Genomic DNA, 17,831 nt, shown 5'->3' with positions numbered 1-17,831 from the left:
TCAGTGTGCGCCAGGAGCGGCCGAATGCACGGCAAGGTTGAGCCGGAGCACATTCACGCCCGGCACGCCGATCCCGTTGCCGGTGGTGTTGTCCGCGACCAGCTGCCGCACCTTCTCCTCGCTCAGCCCGGTGTTGCGGGCCACGCGAAGCACCTGCAGATCGGCGTACGCGACGCTGATCGCCGGGTCGAGGCCCGAGCCCGAGGCGGTCACCGCGTCCGCGGGCACCTCCGCCGGGGTGACGCCCTCGCGCTGGGCGATCAGGGCCCGCCGCTGCGCGATGGCCTTGGTCAGATCCTCGTTGTACGGCCCCTTGTTGGACGGCCCCGACGTCGACGGGTCGCCCGGCCCGAGCACGTCCTTCGAACCGGCGGAGGGCCGGTTGTGGAACCACGGGTCGTGCGCGGCGTCGGCGGGCACCGGGTCGATCCCGATCAGCGAGGAGCCGACCGCCTGGCCGTTCTGCGTCACCACCGAGCCCTCGGCGTGCCCCTGGAGGCCGGGGACGCGGGACACCGCCCACACGCCCAGCGGGTAGACGACGCCGAGCAGCACGGTCATCGCGATGAGCAGGCGCAGGCCCGCCCAGGTCTGCTTGAGCAACACGTTCATGTCAGCCAATCCCTGGAATGTGGCGCACGATCAGGTCGATCACCCAGATCCCGAGGAACGGGCTGACGATCCCGCCGAGGCCGTAGACGAGCAGGTTGCGGCGCAGCAGCGCGGACGCCGACGACGGCCGGTACCGGACGCCGCGCAGGGCGAGCGGGATCAGCGCGACGATGATCAGCGCGTTGAAGATCACCGCGGAGAGGATCGCCGACTTCGGCGTCGCCAGGTGCATCACGTTCAGCGCGCCGAGCTGGGCGAAGATGCCGGTGAACATCGCGGGCAGGATGGCGAAGTACTTCGCCAGGTCGTTCGCCACGCTGAACGTGGTGAGCGCGCCCCGGGTGATCAGCAGCTGCTTGCCGATCCCGACGATCTCGATCAGCTTGGTCGGGTTCGAGTCGAGGTCGACCATGTTGCCGGCCTCCTTGGCCGCCATGGTCCCGGTGTTCATCGCCACGCCGACGTCGGACTGCGCGAGCGCGGGCGCGTCGTTCGTGCCGTCGCCGGTCATCGCGACGAGCCGCCCGCCCTCCTGCTCCTTCTTGATGAGCGCCATCTTGTCCTCGGGCTTGGCCTCGGCGAGATAGTCGTCGACGCCCGCGTCCTCGGCGATCGCGCGCGCGGTGAGCGGGTTGTCGCCGGTGATCATCACCGTCTTGATGCCCATCGAGCGCAGTTCCTCGAAGCGCTCCTTCATGCCCGGCTTCACCACGTCCGACAGCCGGATCACGCCGCATACGTTCGCCGTGCCACCGGCGGCTTCCGCGACCACCAGCGGGGTCCCGCCCTGCTGGCTGATCTCGTCGACGACGCGTTCGGTCTCGTCCGGGACGTCGCCGCCGCGCTCGCGGACCCACTGGCGCACCGCCGAAGTCGCGCCCTTGCGGACTTCGCAGCCGTCGAGGTCGACGCCGCTCATCCGGGTCTGCGCGGTGAACGGCACGAACTCGGCTAGCTTCTCGCTCTCGTCCGCGGCACCGGGCAGCCCGTGCTGCTCGGCGATCAACTCGACGATGCTGCGGCCTTCCGGCGTCCCGTCGGCGAGACTGGACAGCCGGGCCGCGCGCGCCAGATCCTCCACAGTGGACTTGCCGACCGGAATCAGTTCGGTCGCGCGCCGGTTGCCGAAGGTGATCGTTCCGGTCTTGTCCAGCAGCAGCGTCGACACGTCTCCGGCGGCCTCGACCGCCCGGCCGGAAGTCGCGAGGACGTTGCGCTGCACCAACCGGTCCATCCCGGCGATGCCGATCGCGCTCAGCAGCGCGCCGATCGTCGTCGGGATCAGGCAGACCAGCAACGCGGTCAGCACGATCACCGACTGCTCGCTGCCGGAGTAGGCCGCCATCGGCTGCAGGGCCACCACGGCGAGCAGGAAGATGATGGTCAGCGTCGACAGCAGGATGGTCAGCGCGATCTCGTTCGGCGTCTTCTGCCGGGAAGCGCCTTCCACCAACGCGATCATCCGGTCCACAAAGGACTCGCCGGGCTTGGTGCTGATCCGCACGACGATCCGGTCGCTCAGCACCGTGGTGCCGCCGGTCACCGCGGACCGGTCGCCGCCGGACTCGCGGATCACCGGGGCCGACTCGCCGGTGATGGCCGATTCGTCCACCGTGGCGATGCCTTCGACGACGTCGCCGTCACCCGGGATCACCTGTCCGGCCTCGACCACCACCCGGGTGCCGACGCGCAGATCCACGCCGGGCACCTGCTCCTCGGAGCCGTCCTCGGTGAGCCGTCGCGCGACGGTCTCCTTCTTGGTCCGCCGCAACGATTCCGCCTGCGCCTTGCCGCGCCCCTCGGCGACGGCTTCGGCCAGGTTCGCGAACACGACGGTGAACCACAGCCACACCGCGATGAGGATCGAGAACACGCTCGGGTCGGTGACCGCGAAGACGGTGGTCAGGACCGAACCGGCCCACACCACGAACATCACCGGGTTTTTGAGCTGATGCTTCGGGTGCAGTTTGCGCAGTGCGTCCGGCATGGACGACCACAGCTGCTTCGGGCTGAAGACGCCCGCTCCGACGCGTCCGGCGTTTTCCACGTGGTGCTGCGTCTCCTCTTCGGGAGTCCGCTCCTGGGTGATGGTCATGCCAATGCCTCTGCAATCGGCCCCAGCGCGAGCGCCGGGATGAACGTGAGGGCCGCGACGAGGACGACGGTGCCGGTCAGCAACGTCCCGAACAGCGGCCCGGTGGTGGGCAGCGTGCCCGCGGTTTCGGGAACTTTCTTCTGCGAGGCAAGCGAACCGGCCAGGCAGAGCACCGCGACGATGGGCACGAACCGGCCGATCAGCATGGCCACCGAAAGCGACGCCTGGAACCAGTCGCTGGTCGCGGTGAGACCGCCGAACGCGCTGCCGTTGTTGTTGCCCGCGGACGTGTAGCCGTAAAGGACTTCCGACAATCCGTGCGGGCCCGAGTTGCCGAGCGCGTCTCGCGTGGCCGGGATCATCAAGGCGATGCCGGAGCCGAGCAGCACCACGACGGGCATCGCCAGCATCGAGATCGCCGCGCAGGTGACCTCGCGCTTGCCGAGCTTCTTGCCCAGGTACTCCGGCGTGCGCCCGACCATCAGCCCGGCCAGGAACATCGCGATCACGGCCATCACGAGAATCCCGTACAGCCCGGTGCCGACGCCGCCCGGCGAAATCTCGCCGAAGAGCATGTTCAGCATCGTGCCCCCACCGCCGAGGCCGGACAGGCTGTCGTGCGCGCCGTTGACCGCGCCGGTCGACGTGCCGGTGGTGGTGTCGGCGAACAGCGACGTGCCGCCGATCCCGAACCGCTGTTCCTTGCCTTCGAGATTCGCCCCCGCGGCCAGTGCCGACGGGCTGTTCGTGCGCGCCTCGGACGTCCAGATCACCGCGAGCATCGCGCCCCAGAGGACCGTCATGACCGACAGCAGGACGTAGCCCTGCTTGCGGTTGCCGACCAGCTGCCCGAAGGCGCGGGTCAGGCAGACCGGGATCACGAGGATCAGGAACATCTCGACGACGTTGGTCCAGACGTTCGGGTTCTCGAACGGATGCGCGGAGTTGGCGTTGAAGATGCCGCCGCCGTTCGTGCCGAGTTCCTTGATCACTTCCTGGCTCGCCGCCGGGGCCAGCGCGATCGTGCTGGTGCTGCCGTCCGGATTCGTCACCGCGACGCCGGAACGCAGGCTCTGCACCACGCCGAGCGCCACGAGGACGAGCGCGAACACGAACGCCATCGGCAGCAGCACGCGGATCGTGCCGCGCGTGAGGTCCACCCAGAAGTTGCCGAGCCGGTCGGTGCGCGAGCGGACGAACCCGCGCGTCACCGCGATCGCCACGGCCAGCCCGACGCCCGCGGACAGGAAGTTCTGCACGGTGAGCCCGGCCATCTGGACGAAGTGGCCCATGGTCGTCTCGGGCGTGTAGGACTGCCAGTTCGTGTTGGTCACGAACGAAACCGCGGTGTTGAACGCGACGGCGGGCGACACCGGGCCGCGGCCGAAGTTCCACGGCAGGATCGACTGCAAGCGCTGCAGCAGGTACAGCAGGATCACCGAGACGAACGAGAAGCCGAGCACGCCCGAGGCGTAGGTCTTCCAGTGCTGTTCGGTGTTCGGGTCGACCCGGACGATCTTGTACAGGGCCTTCTCGACCCGCAGGTGCTTCTCGGCGGAGAAGACGCGGGCGAGGTAGTCGCCGAGGGGTTTGTAGACCACCGCGAGGGCGACCAGGAGCACGCCGGCTTGCAGGAAGCCGGCCGCGACGTCACTCATCTCAGAATTTCTCCGGCCTCACGAGGGCGACGAACAGGTAGCCGAGAAGGCCGAGCGCCAGCAGTCCGCCGACGATGTTGGCCACGGTGCCCGCGCCGCTCACAGCTTCTCCAGCCCGCGCAGGACACCGGCGAGCACCGCGAAAACGCCGATGAGCAATAGGGCGTACAGCAAATCCGCCACGAGGCACCTCTCAGAAAGGGTCACCCGGCACGGGTGACCGTCGGTCGAGTGCCACTGTGCGGTCGTAGCGGAGGGTGAGCACCCCCGTCTGACGCCTCCTTGACGCGGTGACCTGGGGGCGTTTACGCGATCTTGACGGCCGGTGACCCGCGCCACTACGTCAAGCGCCATTCGGGTCAGCGGGGGTGGGTGACTGTCCGTAGTTGGTGGGTGACTTGCGGCACAGCTGGTAGTGGATCAAGGACAGAGAGTGCAATTCGGGCAGACAAAAATCGGGGGTCCGTGTTACACCTGAGTAACCAATAGTTGTATCAACTAACTAACTAAACTCCGGGAGGTCTCGTATGTGCGGAATCGCGGGCTGGGTTTCCTACGACACCGATCTCACGCAGCGCCAAGAGATCGCGGACGCGATGACCGAGACCATGGCCTGCCGAGGACCCGACGACCGGGGGACGTGGGTCCGCCGCTCGGTCGCGCTGGGTCATCGCCGGCTCGCCATCATCGACCTGCCGGGCGGCCGGCAGCCGATGAGCGTCAAGACGCCGAACGGCGAGGTCGCGATGGTCTACAGCGGCGAGGCGTACAACTTCTCCGAACTTCGTGAAGAACTCACCAAACTGGGCCACCGCTGGGAGACCGACAGCGACACCGAGGTCGTGCTGCACGGGTACCTGCAGTGGGGCACCGAGGTCGTGGACCACCTCAACGGCATGTACGCGTTCGCGATCTGGGACGAGCGCGACCAGAAGCTCGTGATGATCCGCGACCGGATGGGCATCAAGCCGTTCTACTACTACCCCACCCGCGACGGCGTCCTGTTCGGCTCCGAGCCGAAGGCGATCCTGGCGAACCCGTTGGCGCGCAAGGTGGTCGACAGCGACGGACTGCGCGAGCTGATGGGCTTCACGAAGCGGCCGGGCTGGTCGCTGTGGAAGGGCATGTACGAGGTCGACCCGGCCACCGTCGTGACCGTGACCCGCGAGGGCATCAACACCCGCACCTACTGGAAGCTCGACGCGAAGCAGCACACCGACGACCAGGAGACGACGGTCGCCCGCGTGCGCGAGCTGATGACCGACATCGTCCACCGGCAGCTGGTCGCCGACGTCCCGCGCTGCGTGCTGCTGTCCGGCGGCCTCGACTCGAGCGCGGTCACCGGCCTCGCCGCCGCGCGGCTGGCCGAGCAGGGCGAGCAGCTGCGCACGTTCTCGGTCGACTTTTTCGGGCAGGAGGAGAACTTCCAGCCCGACGAGATGCGCGACACCCCGGACTCGCCGTATATCCGCGACGTCGCCAAGCTCGTCGGTTCCGCGCACCAGGACGTGATGCTGAACCCGGCCGACCTGAGCGACCCCGAGGTCCGCCGCAAGGTGCTGCGCGCCCGCGACATCCCGTCCGGCCTCGGCGACATGGACACGTCGTTGTTCTTGCTGTTCAAGGCGATCCGCGGCGAGTCGACGGTCGCGCTGTCCGGCGAATCGGCCGACGAGGTGTTCGGCGGGTACCGCTGGTTCCACGACGAGGCCGCCGTGAAGGCCGACACCTTCCCGTGGCTGGCGTTCCGCAACAGCCTGATGGACGAGCGGGGTTCGCTGCTCGAACCGGGCCTCGCTGCGAAGCTGGATCTGGATTCCTACATCGCCGACCAGTACCGGACCGCGGTGTCCGAAGTGGACTTGCTGGACGGCGAATCCGAGCGGGAGTCCCGGATGCGGGTCATCTGCCACCTGCACCTGACCCGTTTCGTGCGGCAGCTGCTCGACCGCAAGGACCGGATGTCGATGGCGGTGGGCCTGGAAGTGCGCGTGCCGTTCTGCGACCACCGGCTCGTGGAGTACGTCTACAACACGCCGTGGTCGCTGAAGACCTACGACGGCCGGGAAAAGAGCCTGCTGCGGCACGCGACGAAGCACGTGCTGCCCGCGTCGGTGCGGGACCGGGTGAAGAGCCCGTATCCGTCCACTCAGGACCCGGGGTACGCGATCGCGCTGCAGCAGCAGCTCAAGGAAGCCTTGGCGCAGAAGGACAACCCGATGTTCCAGATGGTCGGCAAGGAGTGGCTGCGGCAGTCGGCGGAAACCGACCCGGCGGCGATCAGCCAGGCGCAACGGGTCGGCATGGACCGGGCGCTGGACCTGCACCACTGGTTCGACATGTACTCGCCGGAACTGGAACTCGACTGACCCGCTCGCCCCGGACCGCCCCAATGTGGCATTGGGTGCGTCTGACACACCCAATGCCGCATTGGTTGCGTGTCATGCACCCAATGCGGCGTTCGGTGCGTCCTGTGCACCCAATGCGGCATTGGGGTTCTTTCAGCAGCGGGTTCCGGGTCGGCGACGCCGAGGTTCCCGGCCGATGCACCTGATCCTGCGCTGCGGAGATCCGTGAGGGGAACCCTGAGGGACTCTGAGTCCCTGAGGGTTCCCCTCACAGACGTCAGTGGGAGCAGCGGGCAACGCACCCAATGCGGCGTTCGGTGCGTCTGACGCACCCAATGCCACATTGGGGTGCTTGCGCGAGCGGTGCCGGGCGAGCGGTCAGAAGTCGAGGTGCGCGTCGATCTCGGCACCGCGGACGTCCAGTTCCGCGCCGGTTCCGCTCAGCAGCCGCCGGGCCGCCGCATTGTCCACAGTGGTCGTCGCGACGAACTTCGCCGCGCCGCCGTCGCGGGCCGCGTCCAGCAGCACCGCGGTCACCTTGCGGCCGATCCCGCGTCCGCGCGCCGAACGGCCGAGCCACACCCCGGCCTCGACCTCCAGCGCCGACCGCCCGGACACCGGCCGCAGCCGGGCCGCCCCGCAGACCCGGCCGTCGACCTCCACGACCCACGTCGTCTCGATCGCGGTGTCCGGGTTGAGCGATCGGCGGCGGTGAAACGCGAGAAACGCTTCGCGGCGGGCTTCGGTCCAGCCGGCGGGACCGTCCACCGGCGGCATGACCTCGGTCGGTTCGGCGTCGGCCACCGCGGCTTCCAGAAGCCGCTCGAGCCCCGGCTCGTCGAGCGGGATCAGCACGATCTCGGATTCTCCGGATCCAGGCACGCCCCGCAGCTTGGCACGCGAAGCCGCCGTGCGCTACCCGATCGGCCCAGTCGTTACCAGGGAACCGGCTTGCCGAAGCGGTCGAGGAACTGCAGGCCCGGCTCGCCTGCCTGCGCTTCCAACACGTCGACGACCGCCGGAACGCTTTCCTCGGGCAGCAACGGCGCGTCCGGCCCGCCGAGCCGCGTCCGGTTGTGGCCGGGGTCGATGAGCAGTTTCGTCCGTCCGTCGCCCTCTTGGCGGGTGGCGTAGCTGCGCATGAGCTGGTTGAGCGCGGCCTTGCTCGCCTTGTACAGCTCGTATCCGGGTTCGACGTTCATCGAGATGCTGCCCTGCTCGGACGACATCACCGCGACCGTGCCGCCCGGCGCGACCAGATCGTGCAGTCCTTCGAGGACTCGCAACGGGCTCAATGCGTTGGTGATCATGACTTCGGCGAACATCGTCGTCGGCACTTCGCTGATCGGCAGATTCCCTTGGTTGATCGCCGCGTTCACGAAAAGCAGATCGAGCGGACCGTCCACTCTGTCGCTGAGCGCCGCGATCTGTGCTTCATCAGTCATCTCGAGCCGTTCAGTCCGCATCCCTTCGCGCGGCGCCTCACCGTCGCGAGTGGTCGCGATGACCTCCCACCCGCGCCGGTCCAGCTCGGTGACCAGCACCAATCCCAGCCCCCGCGAAGCTCCGACCACCAATGCCCGGCGTACCGCCATGGCCCCTCCCTTGTCTAGACGAGACGTCACGTCTAGACAGTAGCACGGTAAGGTGTCCGGTATGCCCGCAGTGAATTCCCAGCCCCGCAGGGCACGCTCCGGCAACCGGCGGGACGAGACCGCGCGCCTGGCCGTGCTCCACGCCGCCGACGACCTCCTGGTCGAGCACGGCTTCGGCGCGCTGACCGTCGAAGCGATCGCGCGCCGCGCCGGGGTCGCGAAGCAGACGATCTACCGCTGGTGGCCGTCCAAGGTCGAAATCCTGCTGGACACGCTGATCGAGGACAGCGCTAAACGCCTGCCGGTGCCGACGGAACTCCCTACGGCGGGGAGCATTCGCGCGTACCTGCGTGATTTCGCGGATTTCCTGACCGAGGACCCGGCGGGGAAATGTCATCTCACGCTGCTGGCCGAGGCGCAGCACGATGTCGGGACTGCGGCGCGGTTCCATGAACGTTATCTGGAACCACGGCAGATCGCCGAACGCGAGATGCTGACGACGGCCACCGAGGCGGGCGAGATTTCCCCGGTGCTGGATCCGGAAGCCACAATGGACGCTCTGCTGGGGCCGATTGTCTACTGTGCACTGACGGGGACTGCGGTGCCGGGGGATTTGGTGGATACGTTGGTGGAGAAGCTTCTTCGTCCGCGATCTTGACCTACCGCCGCACCTCCGCAACCCGCACCGGGCGGTTCTCTCGCCTCGAGACCTCGCACGCCTCCGCGATGTAGAACGCCTCCAACGCATCCGCCGCCCCCGCGGGCGACGCGATACGCCCGGCCGCCACGTCCAGGAATGCGCGCAGCTCAGCGGCGTAAGCCGTCCGGAACCGCTCCATGAACCCTGGATAAGCCGGTCCCGGCAACGGCCCGAAGCCCGGTTCCACCGACCGCAGCGGAGCCTGCTCGTCCAAGCCCACTACGGCATTCCCCAAGGAGCCGAGGGCCTCGAAGCGCACGTCGTAGCCCGCGCCGTTGTAGCGCGTCAGGGAGACCGTCGCGAGGGTTCCGTCGTCGAGGGTCATCGCGACCGCCGCCGTGTCGACGTCTCCGGCGTCGGCGAAGAACTGCTCGCCCTTGTTGCGCCCCACGGCGAATACCTCCTCGACCTCCCGGCCGGTCACCCAGCGGAGGATGTCGAAGTCGTGCACCCCGCAGTCCCGGAACAGGCCGCCGGAATGCGCGATATAGGCCGCGGGCGGCGGGGCCGGGTCCAAAGTGGTCGCCCGGACGCTGTGCAGCCAGCCCAGTTCCCCGCTCTCCACCGCGACCCGCGCGGCCTGGTAGCCCGCGTCGAACCGGCGCTGGAAGCCGATCTGCACCGGGACGTCCGAGTCCGCGATCCGGTCGATCACCGCGAGCGTGCCCGGGATGTCCGCGGCGACCGGCTTTTCGCAGAACACCGGCACCCGCGCGTCGACCGCCTGGATGATCAGCTCCGGATGCGCGTCCGTGGCCGCCGCGATGACCAGGCCGTCGAGACCAGCCCGGAACAGCGCGTCGATACCGTCAACCGCCTCGACCCCGAGCCGAGCGGCGACCGACCGCGCTCGCGCGGGATCCACGTCCGCGACGACCACCGACGTGACCTCGTCGAAGCCCGCCAGCGTTTCCGCGTGCGCGGCGCCGATCCGCCCGGCCCCTGCCAGTCCCAACCTCATCGCTGTGCCTCCCCTGAGTTCGGCCCCGTGGTCTCCCGAACGACCAGGGACGGATGAAGCAGATGCCGCACCGGTTCAGTGCGTTCACCCCGTACCCGTTCCAATAACGCGTCAAAGGCCAGCCGTGCCATTTCCGTGCGCGGCTGGTCCACTGTGGTCAGTGAGATGTGCCTTAACGAAGCCAGCGACGTGTTGTCGTAGCCGACCACCGAAACGTCCTCCGGCACTCGCAAACCGTGTTCTTCGAGCGCCGAGATCGCACCGACGGCGTTGAAGTCGTTGCCTGCCAGCAGCGCGGTCGGTGCCGGGGAATACGAAGACAACAGCTCCTGCACCGCCTTTTCGCCCGCGGTGTCGGTGTGTTCGCTGCGCACCACGATCGGCTCCAGACCGTGCGCCCGCATCGCCTGCCGGAAGCCTCGACGCCGAGCCGCGGCACCAGCCGCTCCCCCGCCGTCGAGGTGGGCGATCCGGCGATGCCCCAGCTGTACCAGATGTTCGACGGCCAACGCCGCGCCAGCCTCGCCGTCGTCGTTCACTGTATCCACAGTGGACAGTCGAGAAGTCCGCGACACCAGCACTACCGGACACTGCCGTGCCGCGGCTTCGATCGCGGCGGCAGGAACCACTGGCGACAACAGCACCACACCGGCGGGACGGAAGGACAAAAGGCTGCGCAGTGCAGCACCTTCCCGCGAGGGGATCCGGCCGCCGGTGTTGAGGATCAAGTCGAAACCGGCCGCCTGGGCCGCCGCGTCCAGACCCTCCACGACATCGGCGAAGAACGCGTTGCGCAGGTCGTTCACCATCACGCCGAGCACCGTCGACGTCCGGCTCGCCAGCGATCGTGCCATCACATGCGGCGAATAACCCAGCTCGTCAGCCGCTTTCCGCACCGCCGCGCGCCGCTGCGCCGAGACGTTCGGCGCGTTGCGCATCACGAGCGAAACCAGCGCCCGGGAGACCCCGGCGCGTGCGGCGACATCCTCCATGGTGGGCTTCCCCATCCGAAAACCTCCCCGGAGAAGCGCTTGACGCGACGGGTCGGACGCTACAAGATTAGAGCGCTCTAATCAAGGGCACCGAAGCACTGTCCCCCGACCGGAGAGGGATCCATGACCGCGAAGATCCGCGTCGCCGCCGCCCCGATCTCGTGGGGGGTCTGCGAGGTGCCCGGCTGGGGCCGAGTGCTCGAAGCCCCTGTCGTGCTCAGCGAAATGACCGAACTGGGCGTCACCGCAACGGAATTGGGCCCGCCTGGCTATTTGCCGCGAGAACCGTCCGAGTTGAAGACGCTCCTGGAAAGCCACCGGCTCGAACTCGTCGGCGGCTTCCTTGCCGTGCCGCTGCACGAAAATCCGGACGCGGCCGTCGCCGAAGCGAAAGACTCGGCCGCGCTCTTCGCTGCCTGCGGCGGCGGAATGCTCGTGCTGGCCGCCGCAACCGGTCTCGACGGTTACGACAAACGGCCCACCCTCACCGAGGCCGAGTGGTCCACTCTGGTCAGCACGGCAGGCAAGATCCGTGACACAGCGGAGAAACACGGCCTCCGCACCGTTCTGCACCCGCACGTCGGAACGCACGTGGAGACCGAGGCCGAGGTCGAACGCTTCCTCGCCGACTCCGATCTCCAGCTCTGCCTGGACACCGGCCATCTCCTGATCGGCGGCACTGACCCGGTCGCGCTCGCCCAGCGGCACCCCGGGCGCGTCGGTCATCTGCACCTCAAGGACGTCCGCGGCGAACTGGCCGAAGCCGTCCGCACCGGAAAGCTCCCGTACACCGAAGCCGTCGGCAAGGGTCTCTACGTGCCGCTCGGCGAGGGCGACGTGGACATCGAGGCCATGGTCCGCTCCGTCGCCGGGGCGGGCTACGACGGCTGGTACGTGCTGGAACAGGACACCGCGCTGAGCGACGACAGCCCGATCGACCGGCCCGGCCAGGACGTCGCGGCCAGCCTCTCGTACCTGCGGAAAATCACCGGTTGACCAAGCGAGGAGAGACAACGATGTCCCATCGCTGGAAGCGCGCGGGCCGCTCAGTGGCGAGCCTGCTGGCCGCGGGCTTGCTGCTGACGGCGTGCACCGGCCCGGCCGCCGAGCCGAAAACGACCGCGCCCGCCGCGGCCCCGACGCCGTCCGGACCGCTGAAGGTTTCGGTCATCACCCACGGCACCGCGGGCGACGCGTTCTGGAACGTGGTGAAGAACGGCGCCGAACAAGCGGGCAAAGACCTTGGCGTACAAGTCGAATACACGTCAGACGGCGACCCAGGCGCACAGGCGAAGCTGATCGACAACGCAGTCGCGCAGCAGACCGGCGGACTCGTGGTGTCGATGGCGAACCCGGAAGCGCTGCGCCCGTCCATCGAAGCCGCCGTGCGCGCCGGGATCCCGGTGATCACCATCAACTCCGGCGAGGACAAGAGCGCGGCGTACGGGGCGCTCACGCACGTCGGGCAGAACGAGTCGATCGCCGGTCAGGAAGCCGGGAAGAAGTTCAAGGACCTCGGCAAGCACAAGCTGCTGTGCGTGATCCACGAGGCCGGAAACGTCGGACAGGCGCAGCGTTGCGACGGCGCGAAGACCGGATTCGCCGGCACCGTCCAGACCCTGCAGGTGGACATCTCCAACCCGACCGACGCCGAGTCGCGCATCCGCGGCGCGGTGCAGACCGACTCCTCGATCGACGCGGTCCTCACGCTGAACTCGCAGGTCGCCGCCCGTGCGGTGAGCGCGATCAAGGCGGTGAACTCGAAGGCGCAGGTCGCCACGTTCGACCTCAACTCCGACGTCGTGGCCGCGATCAAGGCGGGCGACGTGCTCTTCGCGGTCGACCAGCAGCAGTACGAACAGGGCTATCTCCCGGTGCAGTTCCTGAAGCTGTACCGGGACAACGCGAACGTCGTCGGCGGCGGCAAGCCGGTGCTCACCGGACCCGACCTGGTCGACAAATCCACAGTGGACAAGGTCGGCCAGTACGTGCAAAGGGGCACCCGATGACGACCCTCGACGAACGCCTGGCGAAACCGCGGCTGACCGACCGGCTGGTGGTGCGCCCGGAGATCGGCGCGCTGCTCGGCGCGGTCGTGGTGTTCCTGTTCTTCACCTTCGCCACCGACAAGTTCTTCAGCGCCAGCGGAGCCGCGACCTGGCTGGACGACGCGGCGACGCTGGGCATCATGGCGGTGGCCGTGTCACTGCTGATGGTCGGCGGCGAATTCGACCTGTCCGCGGGTGTGCTGACCGCGTCGACGTCGCTGGTCACCGCGATCCTGGCCACCCAGGCGGGCTGGAACGTGTGGCTCGCGCTGCTCGTCTCGCTGGTGTTCGCGCTGACGGTCGGCGCGTTCAACGGCTGGCTCGTGATGAAAACCGGACTGCCGAGCTTCATCGTCACGCTCGGCACATTCCTTGCCCTGCAAGGGTTGAACCTCGGCGTAACGCGACTGGTCACCGGCACCGTCCAGGTCTCGGGCATGCGTTCGACCGACAGCTACGCGTCCGCCGGGTTCGTCTTCGCCTCCACAGTGGACATCGGCGGGACACCGTTCCAGATCTCCATCGTCTGGTGGCTCGGCGCGATCGCGGTGGCCGCGTGGCTGCTCCTCCGGACGCGGTTCGGCAACTGGATCTTCGCGGTCGGCGGTTCCGCCGCGAGCGCGCGCTCGGTCGGCGTTCCGGTGGTGCGCACCAAAATCCTGCTCTTCATGGGCACCGCGCTGGCCGGCTGGCTGGTCGGTTCGATCAACATCCTGCGCTTCGCGAGCGTCCAGGCGAATCAGGGCATCGGGCTGGAATTCCAGTACATCATCGCGGCGGTGATCGGCGGCTGCCTGCTGACCGGCGGGTTCGGCTCGGCCGTCGGCGCGGCGATCGGCGCGCTGATCTTCGGCATGGCGCGCCAGGGCATCGTGTTCGCCGGCTGGGACAACGACTGGTTCATGCTGTTCCTCGGGATCATGCTGCTGGCGGCGGTCCTGGTCAACAACGCATTGCGGCGGCGCGCGGAAAGGGTCCGGCGATGAACGCTCTCCTCGAGGTCAAGGACGTCGGCAAGCGTTACGGCACCGTGGTCGCGCTGCGTGAAGTGTCCACTGTGGTCAATGCGGGCGAGGTCACCTGCGTGCTGGGCGACAACGGCGCGGGAAAGTCCACTTTGATCAAGATTCTCGCCGGGGTGCACCAGCACGACGAAGGCGAGTTCCTGGTCGAAGGCTCCCCGGTGCGGTTCTCCTCGCCCCGGGAAGCTCTGGATCGCGGAATCGCCACCGTGTATCAGGATCTCGCCGTCGTGCCGCTGATGAGCGTGTGGCGCAACTTCTTCCTCGGCTCCGAACCGACCGTCGGCTTCGGCCCCTTCCGCGCGCTGGACCGGCGCAAAGGCCGTGAGCTGACGAAGAAAGCCCTCGCCGACCTAGGCATTGACCTGCGCGACGTCGAACAGCCAGTCGGCACGTTGTCCGGCGGCGAACGGCAGTGCGTGGCGATCGCCCGGGCCATCCACTTCGGCGCGAAGGTGCTGATCCTGGACGAGCCGACGGCCGCGCTGGGCGTGAAGCAGGCCGGGGTCGTGCTGAAGTACGTGGCCCAGGCCCGCGACCGGGGCCTGGGCGTCGTCCTGATCACGCACAATCCGCACCACGCGTACCCGGTGGCCGACCGCTTCCTGCTCCTCAAACGCGGCGCGGCGCTCGGGTCCTACGAGAAGTCGGAGATCGACCTAGCCGAGCTGACCCGGCAGATGGCGGGCGGTGCGGAGCTGGAGGCGCTGGAGCACGAGCTGCGGCAAGCGGAGTAGCTACACGGCTTTCTCCAGCCACGGCCGCACCACTGGCAGTACCGCGGCCGCCTGCATCGCGCTCATGTGGTCCAGCCCGTCGAGCACCTCCACGGTCCACCCACGCGCCGCCAGCTCTGCGCGTTCCCGCAGCAACGGCCCAGCGATGTCGACGGTCACCCCGCCCCACCGCTCGCTGTACACGATCCGATCCTCCGACCCCGCGAAACACAGTCGTGGACACGACAGCTCGACCGCCCGGTCGTCGAAGTCCTGCAACGCCTCGTACAACGTCACGAACTGCTTCGTCTGGCCCGTCGACAACGTGACGTCCACCGAATCCCAGTCCCCCGGCTCAGCTCCAGTTTCGGCCGACGGACCAGCAAGCGCCATCTCGTGCGTCGCCCGGGTCACCGCGAGCATTGCCGCATACGGCCCGTCCAGCGGCGGATACCCGCCCATCACCAACGCGTCCAGCCGATCCGTGCGCAACGCCAGCTGCAACCCGGACAACGCCAGCCACGAGTAGCCGTAATACGAGAACCGATCCGCCTCGACCGCGTCTGCCACCGCGAGAAAATCGGCCGCGACCACGTCCGGCGTCAGGTCGGCCGGATGCGCCATCCGGTGCCCCTGGTAGTCGAAGGCCACCACCCGGAACCCGGCGAATCCCTCGATCAGCGAACGGCCCAGCTCCGGATCAGCGCCCCACTGCCGGGCCGCCTCGGCCTCCGGTCCTTCGGCAGGCCGGGGGTCGACCGGGAGCAGCAGCACCGGCCCGTCCCCGTGTACCTGCGCTTCGATCCTCGTTCCGTCGCGCAGAGCAGCTTCAGTCATCTCATCTCTTTACTTCGTAAAGTATCTCGGAGCGCGAGGATACTATACGACGTAAAGAGATGTCGAATCAGCTGGTGACGGCAGGCGACGCGGCCTCGTCGACCAGCTTGCGCGGGGCCCCGGACCCGTCCGCGGGCACCGACCACACGGCGTTCTCGAGGCCGTAGAGGATCGTGTGGTCGTCCTGCCACAGCGCCTGGTCGTCAACACTGCGGGTCTCGGCGAGCGCGGTCTCGCGCATCGTCTTGAGGTCGAGCACGGACAGCCGCCAGACGCCCTCGCCGACCTTCTTCTTGAACGCGATCCGCGTTTCGTCCGGCGACAGCGACGGGCATTCGACGTTTTCCCGCAGCGCCTTGCCGCGGTAGGTGTCGTAGTCGCCTTCGATCAGGTACGTCTTGCCTTTGGAGCCCAGCGTCGAGAAGAAGCGCTTGCCGTCCTTGGCGAACGTGATGCCCCAGTAGTTGACGTCGGAGGAGAAGTACCGCTTCCCGTCGACCAGGACCGGCAGCTCCTCGATCGTCTTCTCCAGCTCGCCGTTGTCCAGCTGGTAGACCCCGGCGCGCGTCGAAAACCCGGTGGCAGCGTAGGAATCACCGGTGACGAAGAGCGTCCAGTACACCCGTTTGCCGTCCGGCGAAACGCGCGCCCGGCTAGGCGTTCCCGGCAGATAGTCCTTGTGCGTGGTGTTGAGATTCCGGTCGAGGACGCTGAAGTCGCTGACCGCGGGCAACGTGCCGGGGCGCACCGCAAGACACATCCCAGTCGTACCGGACAGCGCGAACCGGTCGCACTTCAGATCGCTGAACTTCGGCGCGGCACCGGGATTCGCCAACGGGACAACGCCGACATTGCCCGTCTTCGTGCTGCGGAAGAACAACTGTCCCGGTGCGAGCGAAAGATGCTCCACCTTCGCGGGTTCGGCCGGACTAGGCCGCGCGGCAACCGTGTAGACCACCGCGGCAGCCGCGAGCACCACGGTGCCGACAACAGCGAGAAGAACCTTTTTCATTTGCGCACCGGCCTTGCGAAAGCGGCGCCGAGCGCCACGACAGCGAGCGCTCCGGCCGCCGCGAGAACTGCGGGCTGAAGGTCCCACAACGTCCAGGCGAGTCCGAAGAGGACAGAGGAAAGCATCCGGGCGGCAGCCTGTCCAGTTTGGATCACCGCGAGACCGGTCGCCCGAAGGTCAGCAGGCACCAGCGGTCCGGCAGCAGCCATCAGCACGCCGTCGGTAGCCGCGTAGAACACGCCGTGCAGCCCCAACGCGAGAGCCGCGAGCCAGAATCCGGACACCGGCCCGCACAACGCGATCAATGCGGCGACGAGCGCGACGTGCCCGCCGAGAAACACCGGCCAGCGCCCGATCCGGTCGGCCAGCTTGCCCAGCGGAACCGCCAGCACCAGATAGATCCCGGCAGTGCCGAGCGGCAGCAACGGAAAGAATGTCGCCGCGACATCCCAGCGCCGCTGAAGCACCAGGTACACAAAGGAATCGCCGAGAGTCACGAACCCGAGCAGCGCCGCCCACACCGCCACGCGGCGGAAACCCCGGTCCCGCAACAGCCCGAACGCCGCCCGCACGGACACCGCGGCCCGGTCGGCGATGTCCTGCTTGTGGTCGCGGACGAACAACGCCAGCAGCATGACCGCGATCGCCGCGATGCAGAAGCTGGTGAAGAACACCGACGTGTAGCTGCCGAGACTCAGCGCGAGCACGGCCATCGCCACCAGCGGGCCGAGGAACGCGCCGACGGTGTCCATCGCGCGGTGCACGCCGAACGACCGGCCGAGCGTGTCGGGCTCGCTGCTGAGCGAGATCAACGCGTCGCGCGGGGCCGTGCGCAGGCCCTTTCCGGTGCGGTCGGCGGCGAGCACCACGCCGATCGCCGCGACCGACGAACCGGCCGCGACCAGGCCGAGCTTGCACACCGCGGACAAGCCGTAGCCGAACCCGGCGACCGCCTTGAGCCTTCGCCACCGGTCGGCCAGATGCCCGCCGAGCACGCGGACCACGGCGGTGGCTCCCGCGTAAAGCCCGTCGAGCAGGCCGAACTGCAGCGGGTTCAGCCCGAGGCCGAGCACCAGGTACAGCGGGAGCACCGCGGTCACCATCTCCGAGGAGATGTCGGTGACCAGGCTGACCGCGCCGAGTGCGACGACGTTCGCCGACACCCGGCGCAGGCCGGCCTTCCGCTCGGTGCCCGCCGCGACGTCCGAACTACGGCTTGTCGCGATGTACACGGC

General features: G+C 68.2%; 17 protein-coding genes. 6 read left to right on the top strand and 11 right to left on the bottom strand.

What is annotated here, in order from left to right; all coding sequences use genetic code 11:
- The 4 genes from ACFORO_RS42110 to kdpF are packed head-to-tail and all read right to left on the bottom strand — an operon-like array spanning position 1 to position 4,468.
- On the bottom strand, positions 1-612 hold the full coding sequence (locus ACFORO_RS42110) for a potassium-transporting ATPase subunit C (protein ID WP_377870316.1): 612 nt from the start codon (positions 610-612) through the stop codon (positions 1-3).
- 1 nt (position 613) lies between these two features.
- Positions 614-2,707: a potassium-transporting ATPase subunit KdpB gene (kdpB, locus tag ACFORO_RS42105; protein WP_377870318.1), complete on the bottom strand. Its 2,094-nt coding sequence runs from the start codon at positions 2,705-2,707 to the stop codon at positions 614-616.
- Positions 2,704-4,365 (bottom strand): potassium-transporting ATPase subunit KdpA, encoded by a 1,662-nt coding sequence (kdpA, locus tag ACFORO_RS42100; protein WP_377870319.1) that lies wholly within the window; start codon positions 4,363-4,365, stop codon positions 2,704-2,706. Before kdpA ends, kdpB begins: the two co-directional genes overlap by 4 nt.
- Position 4,366: 1 nt before the next feature.
- Positions 4,367-4,468: a K(+)-transporting ATPase subunit F gene (gene kdpF / locus ACFORO_RS42095; RefSeq protein WP_037358287.1), complete on the bottom strand. Its 102-nt coding sequence runs from the start codon at positions 4,466-4,468 to the stop codon at positions 4,367-4,369.
- A gap of 424 nt (positions 4,469-4,892) precedes the next feature.
- On the opposite strand from kdpF, the gene asnB reads away from it, so the two are divergent.
- The gene (asnB, locus tag ACFORO_RS42090; protein WP_377870321.1) at positions 4,893-6,734 is read left to right on the top strand and encodes an asparagine synthase (glutamine-hydrolyzing); all 1,842 of its coding nucleotides are present in this window, start codon (positions 4,893-4,895) and stop codon (positions 6,732-6,734) included.
- Positions 6,735-7,091: 357 nt separating this feature from the next.
- On the opposite strand, the gene ACFORO_RS42085 is transcribed toward asnB, so the two are convergent.
- Together ACFORO_RS42085 and ACFORO_RS42080 are read right to left on the bottom strand one after the other, a co-directional pair.
- On the bottom strand, positions 7,092-7,595 hold the full coding sequence (locus tag ACFORO_RS42085) for a GNAT family N-acetyltransferase (RefSeq protein WP_377870323.1): 504 nt from the start codon (positions 7,593-7,595) through the stop codon (positions 7,092-7,094).
- Positions 7,596-7,648: 53 nt separating this feature from the next.
- Complete coding sequence (locus tag ACFORO_RS42080) at positions 7,649-8,308, bottom strand: SDR family NAD(P)-dependent oxidoreductase (protein ID WP_377870325.1); 660 nt, start codon at positions 8,306-8,308, stop codon at positions 7,649-7,651.
- A gap of 61 nt (positions 8,309-8,369) precedes the next feature.
- Between ACFORO_RS42080 and ACFORO_RS42075 the strand changes: the two genes are divergently transcribed.
- Complete coding sequence (locus tag ACFORO_RS42075; protein WP_377870327.1) at positions 8,370-8,966, top strand: TetR/AcrR family transcriptional regulator; 597 nt, start codon at positions 8,370-8,372, stop codon at positions 8,964-8,966.
- A 1-nt stretch (position 8,967) separates the two neighbouring features.
- Here ACFORO_RS42075 and ACFORO_RS42070 read toward each other — a convergent pair whose 3' ends face one another.
- Together ACFORO_RS42070 and ACFORO_RS42065 are read right to left on the bottom strand one after the other, a co-directional pair.
- A complete protein-coding gene (locus tag ACFORO_RS42070) occupies positions 8,968-9,969 on the bottom strand; it encodes a Gfo/Idh/MocA family protein (protein ID WP_377870329.1) in 1,002 nt (333 codons plus the stop codon).
- Complete coding sequence (locus tag ACFORO_RS42065; protein WP_377870331.1) at positions 9,966-10,976, bottom strand: LacI family DNA-binding transcriptional regulator; 1,011 nt, start codon at positions 10,974-10,976, stop codon at positions 9,966-9,968. The genes ACFORO_RS42070 and ACFORO_RS42065 overlap by 4 nt, the downstream gene beginning before the upstream one ends.
- Positions 10,977-11,084: 108 nt before the next feature.
- Between ACFORO_RS42065 and ACFORO_RS42060 the strand changes: the two genes are divergently transcribed.
- From ACFORO_RS42060 to ACFORO_RS42045, 4 genes are read left to right on the top strand one after another with little or no spacing between them, the layout of a single operon-like run.
- Positions 11,085-11,957, top strand: coding sequence for a sugar phosphate isomerase/epimerase family protein (locus tag ACFORO_RS42060; RefSeq protein WP_377870333.1), 873 nt, complete (start codon positions 11,085-11,087; stop codon positions 11,955-11,957).
- A 20-nt stretch (positions 11,958-11,977) separates the two neighbouring features.
- Positions 11,978-12,970 (top strand): sugar ABC transporter substrate-binding protein, encoded by a 993-nt coding sequence (locus tag ACFORO_RS42055; protein ID WP_377870335.1) that lies wholly within the window; start codon positions 11,978-11,980, stop codon positions 12,968-12,970.
- A complete protein-coding gene (locus tag ACFORO_RS42050; protein WP_377870337.1) occupies positions 12,967-13,995 on the top strand; it encodes an ABC transporter permease in 1,029 nt (342 codons plus the stop codon). The genes ACFORO_RS42055 and ACFORO_RS42050 overlap by 4 nt, the downstream gene beginning before the upstream one ends.
- Complete coding sequence (locus ACFORO_RS42045) at positions 13,992-14,768, top strand: ATP-binding cassette domain-containing protein (RefSeq protein WP_344285946.1); 777 nt, start codon at positions 13,992-13,994, stop codon at positions 14,766-14,768. The genes ACFORO_RS42050 and ACFORO_RS42045 overlap by 4 nt, the downstream gene beginning before the upstream one ends.
- Here the strand turns inward: ACFORO_RS42045 and ACFORO_RS42040 are convergent, their stop codons facing one another.
- The 3 genes from ACFORO_RS42040 to ACFORO_RS42030 form a co-directional block, all read right to left on the bottom strand.
- A complete protein-coding gene (locus tag ACFORO_RS42040) occupies positions 14,769-15,584 on the bottom strand; it encodes an alpha/beta fold hydrolase (RefSeq protein WP_377870339.1) in 816 nt (271 codons plus the stop codon). It abuts the gene before it with no gap.
- 67 nt (positions 15,585-15,651) lie between these two features.
- A complete protein-coding gene (locus tag ACFORO_RS42035; protein WP_377870341.1) occupies positions 15,652-16,596 on the bottom strand; it encodes a hypothetical protein in 945 nt (314 codons plus the stop codon).
- The gene (locus ACFORO_RS42030) at positions 16,593-17,828 is read right to left on the bottom strand and encodes an MFS transporter (RefSeq protein WP_377870343.1); all 1,236 of its coding nucleotides are present in this window, start codon (positions 17,826-17,828) and stop codon (positions 16,593-16,595) included. Before ACFORO_RS42030 ends, ACFORO_RS42035 begins: the two co-directional genes overlap by 4 nt.
- Positions 17,829-17,831: the final 3 nt, after the last annotated feature.

It is taken from the genome of Amycolatopsis halotolerans (genome assembly GCF_042647905.1).
In the GTDB taxonomy this organism is placed as follows: domain Bacteria; phylum Actinomycetota; class Actinomycetes; order Mycobacteriales; family Pseudonocardiaceae; genus Amycolatopsis; species Amycolatopsis halotolerans.
Note: the sequence above shows the minus strand (reverse complement) of the source record. Positions and strands in the feature narration are given on the sequence as shown.